Raw genomic sequence first — 13,395 nt, 5'->3', positions numbered from 1 at the left:
CGGGCCGCACCACGTCGAGCCGCGTGTGCGGGGAGCCACCCGCCCGCCGCGGCCGGCGACCGCGCGTACCCACCTGGGGCGGGCGATGGTGCAGGTGGGCACCCGGGGGCCGGGACCCGCTGGTCGTCTCCGCGGACCGGTCGGGGCTGGTCGCGGGGTGACGGCACCGGGCGGGCCGGGGTGGTCGGGCCGCCCGGAAGCAATGGCGAGGTGGGACGGTTACCCTTGCGGGTGGCCGGCCTTGTGCGTGCCGGCCGACCTGTGCCCGCCGAAACACTGACAAACGGGATGTTCGCGTGTTTGACACCTTGAGTGACCGCCTGTCCGGGATCTTCACCAAGCTCCGCGGCAAGGGTCGGCTCACCGACGCCGACATCGACGCCACCGCGCGCGAGATCCGCCTCGCGCTGCTGGAGGCGGACGTCGCGCTGCCGGTGGTCAAGGGCTTCATCGCGAACGTCAAGGAGCGGGCGCGCGGCGCCGAGGTCTCCCAGGCGCTCAACCCCGCCCAGCAGATCATCAAGATCGTCAACGACGAGCTGGTCAACGTGCTCGGTGGCGAGGGGCGTCGGCTCCAGTTCGCCAAGCAGCCGCCGACCGTGATCATGCTGGCCGGTCTCCAGGGTTCCGGCAAGACCACCCTCGCCGGCAAGCTGGCCCGCTGGCTGAAGGCCCAGGGGCACCAGCCGCTGCTGGTCGCCGCCGACCTCCAGCGCCCCAACGCCGTCGGGCAGCTCCAGGTGCTCGGTGGCCGCGCCGGCGTCGAGGTGTACGCCCCCGAGCCCGGCAACGGCGTCGGCGACCCGGTGCAGGTCGCCCGCGCCTCGGTCGAGCACGCGAAGCGGGCGGCCCGGGACATCGTCATCGTCGACACCGCCGGCCGGCTGGGCATCGACGCCGAGATGATGCAGCAGGCCGCCGACATCCGCGACGCGGTCGACCCCGAAGAGGTCATCTTCGTCATCGACGCCATGGTCGGTCAGGACGCCGTGCGCACCGCCGAGGCATTCCGCGACGGCGTCGGCATCACCGGCGTGGTCCTCTCCAAGCTCGACGGCGACGCCCGCGGCGGCGCCGCGCTGTCGGTCCGAGAGGTCACCGGGCAGCCGATCCTGTTCGCCTCCACCGGCGAGAAGCTGGAGGACTTCGACGTCTTCCACCCCGACCGGATGGCCAGCCGGATCCTGGGCATGGGCGACGTCCTCACTCTGATCGAGCAGGCCGAGCAGGCCTTCGACGCCGATCAGAAGGAGAAGATGACCGCCAAGCTGATGGGCGGCGAGCAGTTCACCCTGGAGGACTTCCTCGACCAGCTCATCGCGGTCCGCCGGATGGGCCCGATCGCCAACGTGCTGGCCATGATGCCGGGCATGGGGCAGATGAAGGACCAGCTCGCGGAGCTGGACGACAAGCACTTCGACCGGGTCACCGCGATCATCCGGTCGATGACGCCGGGCGAGCGCACCAACCCGAAGATCATCAACGGCTCCCGCCGGGCCCGCATCGCCAACGGCTCCGGCGTCACCGTGATGGACGTCAACCAGCTGCTCAACCGCTTCGCCGACGCGCAGAAGATGATGAAGCAGATGGGCGGCATGATGGGCCTGCCCGGCGGTCGGCGCAAGGCGACCAAGTCGCCGAAGAACAAGCGCAAGGGCACCAAGGGCGGCGGTCGGCCGCGCGCCGGGGCGGGCGCCGGGCTGCCGGGCGGCTTCCCGGGCGGCATGCCGCAGCTCCCGCCGGGGATGGACCCGAACGACCTGGCCGCCGGCCAGGGCCTGCCCCCGGGCTTCAAGCTGCCGAAGATCGACTTCAACAAGCTCGGCAAGGGCGGCGACGGCCGGCCCCGCTGAGGCGTGTCGTTGGCGGCGGGTGACGTCATCCTTGCCTAGGGTGATGTCGCCCCTGGAGGAGGAGTCATGACCGTGGCACCCATCCTGCCCGAGCGGTCGGAATGGACGGTTGACGACCTCGGTGACCTGCCGAAGGACCTTCCGTACGAGTTGGTCAACGGAAGGTTGATCCTGCCGTCCCCCACAGCCGTGCACCAGGACCTCTGTGTCGAGCTGCTGCTCGCACTCCGGGTCAACTGCCCCGCCGACTACCTGGTCAGCATCGACCTGTCGATGCGGATCGACCGCCGCAACGAACCCCGCCCCGACGTGGTCGCGATCCGCCGCGAACACGCCGACCGGTCGCCCGTCCCCGTCGAGGACGCCCTGCTGGCCGTCGAGGTCCTCTCGCCGACCTCCACGTTCCGCGACCTCTACGACAAGGCGAAGGTCTACGCGCACGCCGGGGTGCGGACGTACTGGGTGGTCGACCCGCTGCACGAGCGGATGACCCTGACGGAATACACGCTCGGCCCCACCGGCGAGTACGAGGTGGTGACCCACACCGAGGACCTCTTCGTCACCGAGCGGCCCTGGAAGGTCTCCGTCGACCTGCCCGCGCTGACGACGCGGCGGGCGGGGCTGCTCGCGCGCGACGGCGGCTGACCGCACCGGTCCACCCGGGCGGGGCCCGGCCGTGACCGGCCGGGCCCCGCTTTCCGTGCGACCGGTCAGGACACCAGGTCCGGCCGGTCGGTGACCCGCAGCGCGTTGACGATCGGCGCGCCGAAGCCCTTGTGCGTCACGAACCGCACGTTGAGCTGGCCGTCGGTCACCCGCACCGTGTACGTCCGGCTCAGCGCGGCGAAGCTGCCCACCTCACCCGCCACGTCCAGGGACGGCAGGACCTCCTGGCCCTCGAGCAGCACGTCGAAGACCCGCTTGTCCGGCGACTGCCGGCGGACTTCGGCGAAGTCCAGCTCCACCGTGTAGTAGCCGTCCGCGAGCCCGTCGACGCGGTACTCGTACATCCCCTCCCGCAGGTCCGCGAAGCGGGCCGGGTCGTTGGTGCCGGTGATCGGGGTGCCGGTCGACTGCCGGCTGGAGTTGCCGAGGTGGCCCGCCCCGCCGGCGGCCCAGGCCCGGTCCGGCGACCAGGTCTGACCCTCCACGTCCGCCCGCGCCGCGCCCGCCCCGGCGTCGATCGCCAGGACGTGGCTCGGTACCACCAGGGTGACCGGGACGACCAGGACCGGCTGGCGGCCGCTGGCCGAGGTGATCCGCAGCTTCGCCCGGTGGTGGGTGCCGGGGGTCAGGCCCGCGGTGCTGACCGCCACGCCGACGGTGTGCCGGCCACCGCTGGCCAGGGTGCCGGTGGCGCCGGAGAGCGCCAGCCAGGCGATGTCCTGCGGCGCGCCGTCGGCGTTCAGCTCGGTGACCGTGACGTCGGTGCCCAGCGCGCCCGTGTTGCTGAGGGCGATCTGCCGGCCCCGGGTCTGGTCGGCCGCCGCGACGACGGTCAGCTCGGTCGTCGGGGTGGCCACCCGGGCGGTGCGCAGCGCCGGCGAGCGGACCTCGGCCCCGCCGGCCGACACCGCCACCGTGCCGGCGGCCGGCTCGTAGTGCTCCTTCTCGACACCGAACTCGACCGCGCCGGTCGGGGCCTGGATCAGGTACGAGCCGTCGGCCTCGGTCGTCTCCGTGGTCGTCGCGTCGCCCGTCCGGGCGGTCACCGTGGCCCCGGCGACCGGGTGCCCGTCGTTGGCGTCGGTGACCACGCCGGAGAGCACCCCGGTGCGGGTGGTGCGGAACGCGATCGCGGTGCCGTCGGCGATCGCCTGGGCGTTGTACGAGTACTCGAAGCCCACGGTGCCGTCGACGTTCTCCAGGCCGATCGTCGCGCCGGTGCCGGTCTCCACGCCGGTGCCGTCGACGTCGGCGTACCGGTAGGTGATCGAGCCGTCCTCGCCGATGGCGGCGCTGAAGGTCAGCCGCGTCGACCGGTCGGCGAAGACCGACACGTTGCGCCACTCCACCACGAAGGTGCGGTTCGGCCTGGCGCCGGTGACGGCGGTGTAGATCCCCGAGTCGGCCTCCACGTAGAGGTCGTCCCAGAACGGGAAGAGCGCGAGGTCGGGGTTGGCGGTGTTCGGCAGGGCGGTGTTGGCGCGGCTGGTCGACGCGGTGCCGAAGCCGAGCACGCCGTTGGTGCTCACCCAGGCCTGCCGGTAGGACTTGCCGTACAGCGGCACCCGGAAGGGCAGCGTGACGGGCGCGGTCCGGTCGTCCCCGGTCAGCGGCATCAGCTCCGTGCCGCTCACGAAGGACCCCCCGGCCGCGCCGCAGGCGTACCCGAAGGCGTCGACCCGGTCGGGCAGGGTGACGTCCAGGACGGTGTCCGCGCCGACCTGCGCCGGCCGGGTCACCACGTCCGAGCAGCGGTACGCATGCGCGAAGCGGACGTCGTACGCGCCCTGCGGCACGGTCACCTGGTAGCGGCCCTGCTCGTCGGCGGTGGTGGCGAGCGGGGTGCCGAGGACGGTGACGCTGGCGCCGCCGGCCGGGCCCGCCGAGGTGCGCACGGTGCCGCTGAGCGTGGCCGAGGGGGCCTGCTCGACGGTGACGTCCGCGTCGACCGTCTGGTTCTCGGTGACCGTCACCGAGGTGGTCGCCGTCAGGTAGCCGAACTTGCTCACCGAGACGGTGTACGCGCCGACCATCAGCCGGTCGAACGCGTAGGAGCCGTCGGCGGCGGTGGTGGTGGCGCGGCCCATCGGGCCGGTGACCGTCACGCTGGCCCCGGCCAGCGGTGCGCCGCCCGAGGTGACCTGGCCGCCCAGCGCGCCGAGGGCGCCCCGGGGGGTGGCGTTGACCGCCGCGTACGCGTCGAGCCGGCCCTCGCCGAAGACGTTGTTGTCGTCGACCGTGCCACCGCAGGTGAGCGCGTTGACGTCGATCGCGGTGTCGTCCAGGATGCGCCGGGTCTCGGCGATGTCACCCTGGATGGCCGGCGAGGCCGACCACATCAGCGCCACGGTCGCCGCCGTGTGCGGCGAGGCCATCGAGGTGCCGCTGAAGGACGCGTAGCCGCCCGGCACCGAGGAGCGTACGTTGGCGCCCGGCGCGGCGATGTTCGGCTTGATGTCGCTGTTCTCGCCGGTGCCCCGGCTGGAGAAGCTGGCGATCGCGTTGTTCACGTCGAACGCGCCGGAGCTGTAGCTGATCGTGTACGACCCGGGGCTGCCGGAGGTGTTGCAGCTCGGGCCGCTGTTGCCGTTGGAGAAGGCCGGGAAGATGCCGGCGGCCACCCACGACGAGACGGTCTCGGTGTACCACGGGTCGTAGGCGCTGGAGCCCCAGGAGTTGTTCACGATGTCGGGGGCGAGGTCGGGGCGCGGGTTCGCGCCGTTGAGGTCGGTGGGCGCGACGATCCACTGGCCGGAGGCGAGCAGCGACGCCCGCGAACAGCTGCTGGTCTCGCAGCCCTTGGCGGCGATCCACCGGGCGCCCGGGGCCACGCCGATCACGTTGGCGCCGTCCGAGCCGACCATCGTGCCCATGGTGTGCGTGCCGTGGTCGTTGTTGTCGCACGGGGCGGCGGTGGGGCAGACGTCGGCCGGGTCGAACCAGTTGTAGTTGTGGTCGAGCGTGCCGTCGCCGTTGCGGCCCCGGTAGCTGGCGGCCACGGCGGGGTGGGTGACGTCGACCCCGCTGTCGATGTTGGCGACCACGACGCCCTCGCCGCGTACGCCCAGCTCGTTCCAGACCCGGGGAGCCCCGACCCGGTCGATGTTCCACTCCGCCGCGTCGGTGGCGGGAACGGTCTCGCCGGGCAGCGGCTTCGGGATGTCGACCGGGTCGTCGGCGAGGATCTCGGCCACGTCGGAGCGGACGGCCAGGTCGCCGAGCAGGTCGGCGTCGCCGGTCACCCTGATCGCGTTGACCAGCCAGAACGGGGTGAACTCGGCGCCCTCGGCGGCCAGCGCGGCACGCAGGCCCGCCTGGCTGCGCGCGGCGTGCGCGGTCTTGGTGCGGTGGACGTACGCGGCCTTGTCCGCCTTACGCCGGAGTTTGGCCGCGCCGGACAGGTCGGCCTTGCTGTCCAGGAAGACCCAGAAGCTGGCCTTGGTCCGGCCGGCGAGCCGGGCGGTGAGCTTCTTGTCGACCTTCTCGGCCACGGCCCGGGCCTCGGCCCGGGCGGGGTCGGGTCCGGCGGCGGCGGGTCCGCCGGCGCCGATCGGGAGGGTGAGGCCGACCGCCAGGCCGACCACTGCCATTCGCCATCGTCGTGGTGCCACTGTCCCGACGCTCCTTTGGTGAGGCGAAACCGGGTGTGCCCCCAGGTTCGGGCACTTTGGGTGCATCCTGACGACGGAAGATCCCTTCAGCAAGACATGTATACATAAAGGAATATGTCAATCAACTGTTCGTGCCTCTCCGTGACGAGGCAACGACGGATTGGGACCGTCGGCGTCCGGGCCGCCCCGCCGGCCCGCCGCCCGCCGAGGTGGCCCGGCGGGACCCGGCCCGCGCCGGCCGGGGAGAATGGCCGCGGACCGCCCTTTCGCTCGCAGACGGAGGACGCATGGCCTGGCACGTACGCGGCGTGGTGCTGCCCGACGACGAGGTCCGTGACCTGTGGCTGGTCGGGGACCGGGTGACCTTCACCCCGGTGCCGGACGCGGAGACCATCGCCGACGGCGGCTTCGTGCTGCCCGGCCTGATCGACGCGCACTGCCACATCGGCATCGCCCGGGGCGGCGCCCCGATCACCTCGCTCGACCAGGCCCGCGAGCTGGCCCGCACCGACCGGGACGCCGGCGTCCTCGCGATCCGCGACGCCGGGTCGCCGTACCCGTACCCCGAACTGGACGACGCCGAGGACCTGCCGCGGCTGGCCCGCGCCGGCCGGCACGTCGCGCCGCCGAAGCGCTACCTGCGCGACATCGGCGTGGAGGTCGGCGCGGCGGAGGTGGCGGCGACCGTGGCCGCGCAGGCGCGCGCCGGCAACGGCTGGGTCAAGCTGGTGGGCGACTGGATCGACCGGGGCGTCGGCGACCTGGCCCCGGCCTGGGACGCCGACACGATGACCGCCGCCGTCGAGGCCGCGCACGCCGCCGGCGTCCGGGCCGCCGTGCACACCTTCTCCGAGTCGGCCGTCGAGATCATGGTGCGGGCCGGGGTGGACTCGGTGGAGCACGGCACCGGGCTGAGCCTCGACCTGATCGACGAGATGGCCCGGCGGGGCACCGCCCTGGTCCCCACGATGATCAACATTCAGACCTTCGGCGGCATCGCCGACCAGGCGCGCGCCAAGTTCCCCGGCTACGCCGACCACATGGTCGCCCTGCGCGACCGCTTCCCCGAGGTGGTGCGGGCCGCGTACGAGGCGGGGGTGCCGATCTACGTGGGCACGGACGCGGGCGGCGGCATCGACCACGGCCTCGCGGCGGAGGAGATGCTGCTGCTGCACGAGCGGGCCGGCATGTCCACGACCGACGTGCTCGCCGCCGCCTCCTGGCGGGCCCGCGAGTGGCTCGGCTTCCCCGGCCTGGTCGAGGGCGGCCTCGCGGACCTGGTCGTCTACGCCGACGACCCGCGCGCCGACCTGCGCGCCGTGCGCAGCCCCGCCCGCATCGTGCTGCGCGGTCGCGTCGTCCGCTGACCTGCCGTGCCCGCCCGCCGGCGGCGGCTCGTCGGTCTTGCGCCGGGTCCCGGGTGACCGAGCCGGCGTGTGGGTGCTCCCGCCCGGTGCCGCGCCGGTCAGCCGGTGTGGGCGCCCTGGGTGACCGCGTGCAGGAGCAGGTACACCGCCAGGTCGGCGAGGGCGGCGGCGGTCTGTGCGACCGGGGCGCCGGGCAGGACGATGTGGCTGATCACCAACCGGATGACCGAGTCCGTGGCGAAGGCGACCGCGGCCCGGTCGGCGTCCGGCAGCACGCCGTCGGCCCACTCCAGGAGCACCTCGGTGGCCTCGGTCAGGACCAGCTCCGACCGGGTGGTCAGGTAGGGCAGCAGCTCGTCGGAGCCGCCCCCGGTGCTGGTCAGGACGGCCTTGATCAACGGGTCGCCGGCCGCCTGCGTGAGGGTGTGCGAGATGGTGGCGTGCGCGGCCGCCCGGACGTCGTCGCCGTGTGCCCGCAGGAGGGCGCGCACGTCGCCGACGAACCGGTCGACCTCCCGCCGGGCGAGCGCCTCGGCCAGCCCCGCCTTGCTGCCGAACTCGTTGTAGACCGTCTGCCGGCTGACCCCCGCCGCCCGCGCGACGGCCCCCATCCGGACGGCGTCCCAACCGCCCGCGACCGTCAGCGCCCGGGCGGCATCGACGATCGCGTCCCTGGACCGGCTGCCGTTGTTCACGCTGCCATCGTGGCGTACGCCCCCGGCCCGCCGCACCCGGCCGTCCCGGCAGCTGACGACGACACCGCGCCCGATCGCGCCGTCCGGACGGCCGACGCATAGGATGTGCGGTCATGGCACGCGTGCTCACTCCCCGTGCGGAGGACTTTCCCCGCTGGTACCAGGACCTGATCGCCAAGGCGAAGCTGGCCGACAACGGCCCGGTCCGGGGGACCATGGTCATCCGGCCGGCCGGCTACGCCATCTGGGAGCGGATGCAGGCCGAGATGGACGCCCGGATCAAGGCGGCGGGCGCGGAGAACGCGTACTTCCCGCTCTTCATCCCCGAGAGCTACCTCAAGCGGGAGGCCGAGCACGTCGAGGGCTTCTCGCCGGAGCTCGCCGTGGTCACCCACGGCGGCGGCAAGCAGCTCGCCGAGCCGGTCGTGGTGCGCCCCACCAGCGAGACCGTCATCGGCGAGTTCATGGCCAAGTGGATCGACTCCTACCGGGACCTGCCGCTGCTGCTCAACCAGTGGGCCAACGTGGTCCGCTGGGAGCTGCGCCCCCGGGTCTTCCTGCGCACCAGCGAGTTCCTGTGGCAGGAGGGGCACACCGCGCACGCCACCCGCTCCGACGCGCGGGCCTACGCCCGCAGGATCCTGCACGAGGCGTACGAGGACCTGATGGTCAACGTGCTCGGCATCCCGGTGGTCGTCGGCCTGAAGACGGCCCGCGAGCGCTTCGCCGGCGCGACCGCCACCTACACCTGCGAAGGCATGATGGGTGACGGCAAGGCCCTCCAGCTCGGCACCAGCCACGAGCTGGGGCAGAACTTCGCCAAGGCGTTCGACATCAGCTACTCGTCGGCCGAGGGTGGCCGGGAGCACGCCTGGACGACCTCCTGGGGCACCTCGACCCGGATGCTCGGCGGCCTGATCATGTGCCACGGCGACGACAACGGCCTGCGGGTGCCGCCGAAGCTGGCGCCGGTGCAGGCGTACGTCATGGTGGTCAAGGACGGCGAGGGCGTCGGAGAGGCGGCGACCAAGTTGCGCGACGCGCTGCGCGACGCCGGCGTCCGGGTCGCGCTCGACGACCGCACCGACACCCCGTTCGGCCGCCGGGCCGTCGACGCCGAGCTGCGCGGCTATCCGGTACGCGTCGAGGTCGGCCCCCGCGACCTGGCCGCCGGCAACGCCGTCGTGGTCCGGCGCACCGACGGCTCGAAGTCCCCGACGGCCGTGGCCGACGTGGTCACCACCGTGCTGGCCGCCCTCGACGCCGACCAGCGGGCGCTGCACGACCAGGCCCTGGCGCACCGCCAGTCCCGCACCGTCGAGGTGTCGACCCTGGCCGAGGCGATCGAGGCGGCCGCCACCGGCTGGGCCCGGGTGCCGTGGTCGGCGGTCGGCGTCCAGGGCGAGGCGGAGGCCAACGGGCAGGGCGTCACCGTGCGCTGCCTGGTGCGCGCCGACGGCTCCGTGCCCGACACCGAGGACGAGCCGGACCTCGTCGCCATCCTGGCCCGCGCCTACTGAGGTGTGCGGAAGGGCCCTTTCCGGCGACTTCGTTGCGGGGAAGGGCCCTTCCGCACACGCTGAGCGGGTTGCCGGCGGCCGGTGTCGGTGCCGGTAGGGTCGGGGCGTGAGATTCGAACCGGGCGGCTGATCGTGCACCGCAACGTGCGGCGGGGCCGGATCGGCTGGGTGCGTACCGCACGGGTGGTCAGCGACGACGACCGGGGCCTGGTGCTCTGGGTGGCCCGGAACTCCCCGGTGGCGAGCGAGGTCACCGAGGCCGGGCTGGGCATGCGGGCGGTGCCGTTCGCCGAGTGGATCTCCTCGTCCTACCGCCTGGCCGCCGGCCGGTGGAACGGCCCGCCCGTGCTGAAGTTCCTGCCCGCCGGGGCGAGCCACTCGGTGTGGTGGTTCCGCGACGCGCACGACCGCTTCGCCGCCTGGTACGTCAACCTGGAGGAGCCCGGGGTGCGCTGGGACGACGGCGCGCTCGCCGGGGTCGACATGGTGGACCAGGACCTCGACGTGGTCGTCCGGCCGGACCTGGGCTGGGAGTGGAAGGACGAGGACGAGTTCGTCGAGCGGCTCGCCTTCCCCACGCACTACTGGGTCGCCGACCCCGACGCCGTCCGGGCCGAGGGCAAGCGGGTGATCGCGCTGGCCGAGGCGGGGGAGTTCCCCTTCGACGGCACCTGGTGCGACTTCGCCCCGCCGCCGGAGTGGACCACTCCCGACGAGCTTCCGCCCGGCTGGGACCGCGCCCCCGTGCGCTGACCCGGCAGGGTGTGTTTTCGGTCACTTCCGTCGGTGTGCGGGTGACCCCGGGCGGTCCGGTGTGAGAGATCCGGGCCCGATCTGGCAGAATGGCTGGCTGGTATCCGGCGTGTGTCCGGCGCCCTCTAACCCGGGCACCGCGCCAGTCCACCGAGCAGTCTCCGGCCCAAACCCCACTGTGCCGGTCGGCGCTCACCCGTGCACCGCCCTCGTCAGGGCTGGTGAGATCGCAACAGGAGCGAAACAACTGTGGCCGTAAAGATCCGGCTCCTGCGGATGGGCAAGATCCGCAACCCGCAGTACCGCATCGTCGTCGCCGACTCGCGCACCAAGCGCGACGGCCGGGCGATCGAGTTCGTCGGGGTCTACCAGCCGAAGGAAGACCCTTCGGTGATCGAGGTCAAGTCGGAGCGGGTCCAGTACTGGCTGTCCGTCGGCGCCCAGCCGAGCGAGGCGGTGCAGCGGCTGCTGGAGCTGACCGGTGACTGGCAGAAGTTCAAGGGCCTGCCGGCCCCGCCGCCGCTGAAGGTCGCCGCGGAGCGGGTCGACCGCACCGCCGCGTACGAGGCCGAGGCGAAGGCCGCCGCCGGGCTGGCCGAGACCCCGGCCAAGCCGGCCAAGAAGGCCGCCAAGGCCGAGGCTCCGGCCGCCGAGGAGGCGCCGAAGACCGAGGAGCAGGCCGGTGCGGACTCCGGCGAGCAGGCCTGACATGGCACTGCGTCCGGCGTTGGAGCACCTGGTCAAGGGCATCGTCGACCACCCCGATGACGTGCGCGTCCGGCTGGTCGACTCCCGTCGGGGCAAGCGGCTCGAAGTCCGCGTGCACCCGGAGGACCTCGGCACGGTGATCGGGCGGTCCGGCCGGACCGCCAAGGCGCTGCGCCAGGTGATCGGCTCCATCGGCGGGCGCGGCGTACGCGTCGACATCGTCGACTCGTACTGATGCTGCTCATCGTCGGCAGGATCGGCAAGCCGCACGGGATCCGCGGTGAGGTCACCGTGGAGGTGCGGACCGACGAGCCCGAAGCGCGCTTCGCTCCCGGTTCGGTTTTGCGTACCGAACCGGGAGCGGCGCCGCCGCAGCAGGCCGCGCCCGAGCACGGGGAGCCGTTCCGGGTTCCCGCCGAGCTGACCGTGGAAGCCGCCCGCTGGCACCAGGGACGGCTGCTGGTGGCGTTCGAGGGCGTGCTGGACCGGGACGTCGCCGAGGCGCTGCGCGGCACGCTCGTCGCGGTCGACAGCGCCGACGTCGCCCCGCCCGAGGACCCGGAGGAGTTCCACGACCACCAGCTCGTCGGGCTGGCCGTGGTCACCCCGGGCGGCGAGCGGCTGGGCGAGGTGGCCCGGATCGACCACGCCCCCGCCTCCGACCTGCTGGTGCTGCGCCGCCCCGAGGGCCGCACCGCGCTCATCCCGTTCGTCAAGGCGATCGTCCCCGAGGTTGACCTCGCCGGCGGTCGTGTCGTCGTCGACCCGCCGGCCGGTCTGCTCGACCTGTAGAGCTGCTGGAGCACCCCCGCATGCGCGTCGACATCGTGTCGATCTTCCCGGAATACTTCGCCCCGCTGGACCTGTCGCTGATCGGCAGGGCGCGGGCGAACGGCACGCTGCGGCTGGCCGTACACGACCTGCGGAGCTGGACCCACGACGTGCACCGCACGGTCGACGACACGCCGTACGGCGGCGGGCCCGGCATGGTGATGCGGCCGGAGCCGTGGGGCGAGGCGCTCGACGCCCTCGCCCCGGCGGAGGTGGCCCCGCCCCGGCTGGTGGTGCCCGCGCCGACGGGTGCCCCCTTCACCCAGGCGATGGCGCACGAGCTGGCGGCCGAGCCGCACCTGCTCTTCGCCTGCGGCCGGTACGAGGGCATCGACCAGCGGGTGCTCGACCACGCCGCCACCCGGATGCCGGTGACCGAGGTCTCCCTCGGCGACTACGTCCTCTTCGGCGGGGAGGTGGCCGTCCTGGTGATCCTGGAGGCGGTCACCCGGCTGCTGCCCGGGGTGCTCGGCAACGCGGGCTCGCTGGACGAGGAGTCGCACGCCCACGGGCTGCTGGAGGCCCCCATGTACACCAAGCCGGCGACCTGGCGCGGGCTGGAGGTGCCGGAGGTGCTCCGCTCCGGCGACCACGGGCGGATCGCCCGCTGGCGGCGGGACCAGGCGCTGACCCGCACCGCCCGGCGCCGCCCGGACATGCTCGCCGCGCTCGACCCGGAGCGCCTGGACAAGCGGGACATCGCCGCGCTGGACGGGGCCGGATTTCAGGTGCCCCCGGGGGATGTGGCAAAGTAGGGGGGTTGCCGCAACCGGCCGCGCCGCGGACGGCTGCGAGGATCCTCGACCGAGGTCGGGCCACCGACCACACCCGGGGATCAGAATCACCCACCCGCGCACCGATTGACGGTGCGCCGTGAGCCCCACGAGGACGCAGCGATGAACATCCTGGACGCCCTTGACGCCCAGTCGAAGCGGACCGACCTCCCCGACTTCCGTGCCGGTGACACCGTCAAGGTGCACGCCCGGGTCGTCGAGGGCAACCGGTCCCGTGTCCAGATCTTCCAGGGCGTCGTCATCCGCCGCCAGGGTGACGGTCTGCGCGAGACCTTCTCGGTGCGCAAGATCAGCTTCGGTGTCGGTGTCGAGCGCACCTACCCGATCAACAGCCCGGCGATCGACCGGATCGAGGTCGTGACCCGCGGTGACGTGCGTCGCGCCAAGCTCTACTACCTGCGCGAGCTGCGGGGCAAGAAGGCCAAGATCAAGGAGAAGCGCGAGAAGCAGCCGAGCTGACCTCACGCTCGCCACGCCGCCCGAGCTGCGCGCGTGTCGTACCGACCGGACCGCACTACCCTGGTCGGTACGGGCGCAGCCGGGCCACGCCCCGCCACGGGGGCGGGGAGACGTCCACTACCGCCCGGGGGGCCTCGA

At 73.2% G+C, this 13,395-nt stretch carries 12 protein-coding genes; 10 read left to right on the top strand and 2 right to left on the bottom strand.

Annotated features, from left to right (window positions below; translation table 11 throughout):
• Positions 1 to 296 precede the first annotated feature (296 nt).
• Both ffh and AB0L34_RS08295 read left to right on the top strand, forming a co-directional pair.
• The gene (ffh, locus tag AB0L34_RS08300) at positions 297 to 1,853 is read left to right on the top strand and encodes a signal recognition particle protein (protein ID WP_357453389.1); all 1,557 of its coding nucleotides are present in this window, start codon (positions 297 to 299) and stop codon (positions 1,851 to 1,853) included.
• 66 nt (positions 1,854 to 1,919) lie between these two features.
• Entirely contained in the window at positions 1,920 to 2,498 is a 579-nt protein-coding gene (locus tag AB0L34_RS08295) for a Uma2 family endonuclease (RefSeq protein WP_363703009.1), read from the top strand.
• A gap of 65 nt (positions 2,499 to 2,563) precedes the next feature.
• On the opposite strand, the gene AB0L34_RS08290 is transcribed toward AB0L34_RS08295, so the two are convergent.
• Positions 2,564 to 6,109 (bottom strand): S8 family serine peptidase, encoded by a 3,546-nt coding sequence (locus AB0L34_RS08290; RefSeq protein WP_363703007.1) that lies wholly within the window; start codon positions 6,107 to 6,109, stop codon positions 2,564 to 2,566.
• Between the two features lie 308 nt (positions 6,110 to 6,417).
• Between AB0L34_RS08290 and AB0L34_RS08285 the strand changes: the two genes are divergently transcribed.
• Positions 6,418 to 7,497, top strand: coding sequence for an amidohydrolase family protein (locus tag AB0L34_RS08285; RefSeq protein ID WP_363703005.1), 1,080 nt, complete (start codon positions 6,418 to 6,420; stop codon positions 7,495 to 7,497).
• 98 nt (positions 7,498 to 7,595) lie between these two features.
• Here AB0L34_RS08285 and AB0L34_RS08280 read toward each other — a convergent pair whose 3' ends face one another.
• Positions 7,596 to 8,192: a TetR family transcriptional regulator gene (locus tag AB0L34_RS08280; protein WP_363703003.1), complete on the bottom strand. Its 597-nt coding sequence runs from the start codon at positions 8,190 to 8,192 to the stop codon at positions 7,596 to 7,598.
• 113 nt (positions 8,193 to 8,305) lie between these two features.
• Here AB0L34_RS08280 and proS point away from each other — a divergent pair, with 113 nt between their 5' ends.
• From proS to rplS, 7 genes are all read left to right on the top strand, one after another.
• Positions 8,306 to 9,712: a proline--tRNA ligase gene (gene proS, locus AB0L34_RS08275; protein WP_363703001.1), complete on the top strand. Its 1,407-nt coding sequence runs from the start codon at positions 8,306 to 8,308 to the stop codon at positions 9,710 to 9,712.
• Positions 9,713 to 9,823: 111 nt separating this feature from the next.
• Positions 9,824 to 10,465, top strand: coding sequence for a DUF402 domain-containing protein (locus AB0L34_RS08270; RefSeq protein ID WP_363703070.1), 642 nt, complete (start codon positions 9,824 to 9,826; stop codon positions 10,463 to 10,465).
• Positions 10,466 to 10,714: 249 nt separating this feature from the next.
• Positions 10,715 to 11,173, top strand: a complete 459-nt coding sequence (gene rpsP, locus AB0L34_RS08265) for a 30S ribosomal protein S16 (RefSeq protein WP_350704864.1) — start codon at positions 10,715 to 10,717, stop codon at positions 11,171 to 11,173.
• Positions 11,148 to 11,408, top strand: coding sequence for an RNA-binding protein (locus AB0L34_RS08260; RefSeq protein WP_350680397.1), 261 nt, complete (start codon positions 11,148 to 11,150; stop codon positions 11,406 to 11,408). Before rpsP ends, AB0L34_RS08260 begins: the two co-directional genes overlap by 26 nt.
• Positions 11,409 to 11,410: 2 nt before the next feature.
• Entirely contained in the window at positions 11,411 to 11,965 is a 555-nt protein-coding gene (rimM, locus tag AB0L34_RS08255; protein ID WP_357453743.1) for a ribosome maturation factor RimM, read from the top strand.
• Positions 11,966 to 11,985: 20 nt separating this feature from the next.
• Positions 11,986 to 12,759: a tRNA (guanosine(37)-N1)-methyltransferase TrmD gene (gene trmD / locus AB0L34_RS08250; RefSeq protein WP_357453369.1), complete on the top strand. Its 774-nt coding sequence runs from the start codon at positions 11,986 to 11,988 to the stop codon at positions 12,757 to 12,759.
• Between the two features lie 141 nt (positions 12,760 to 12,900).
• Positions 12,901 to 13,257 carry a 50S ribosomal protein L19 gene (rplS, locus tag AB0L34_RS08245; protein WP_089001547.1) on the top strand — a complete coding sequence of 119 codons (357 nt, stop codon included), beginning with the start codon at positions 12,901 to 12,903 and terminating at the stop codon, positions 13,255 to 13,257.
• The last annotated feature ends 138 nt before the right edge of the window (positions 13,258 to 13,395 follow it).

Source organism: Micromonospora sp. NPDC052213 (genome assembly GCF_040679695.1).
GTDB lineage: Bacteria > Actinomycetota > Actinomycetes > Mycobacteriales > Micromonosporaceae > Micromonospora.
The sequence above is the reverse complement of the archived record's forward strand: the minus strand, read 5'-3'. Positions and strand labels throughout refer to the sequence as shown.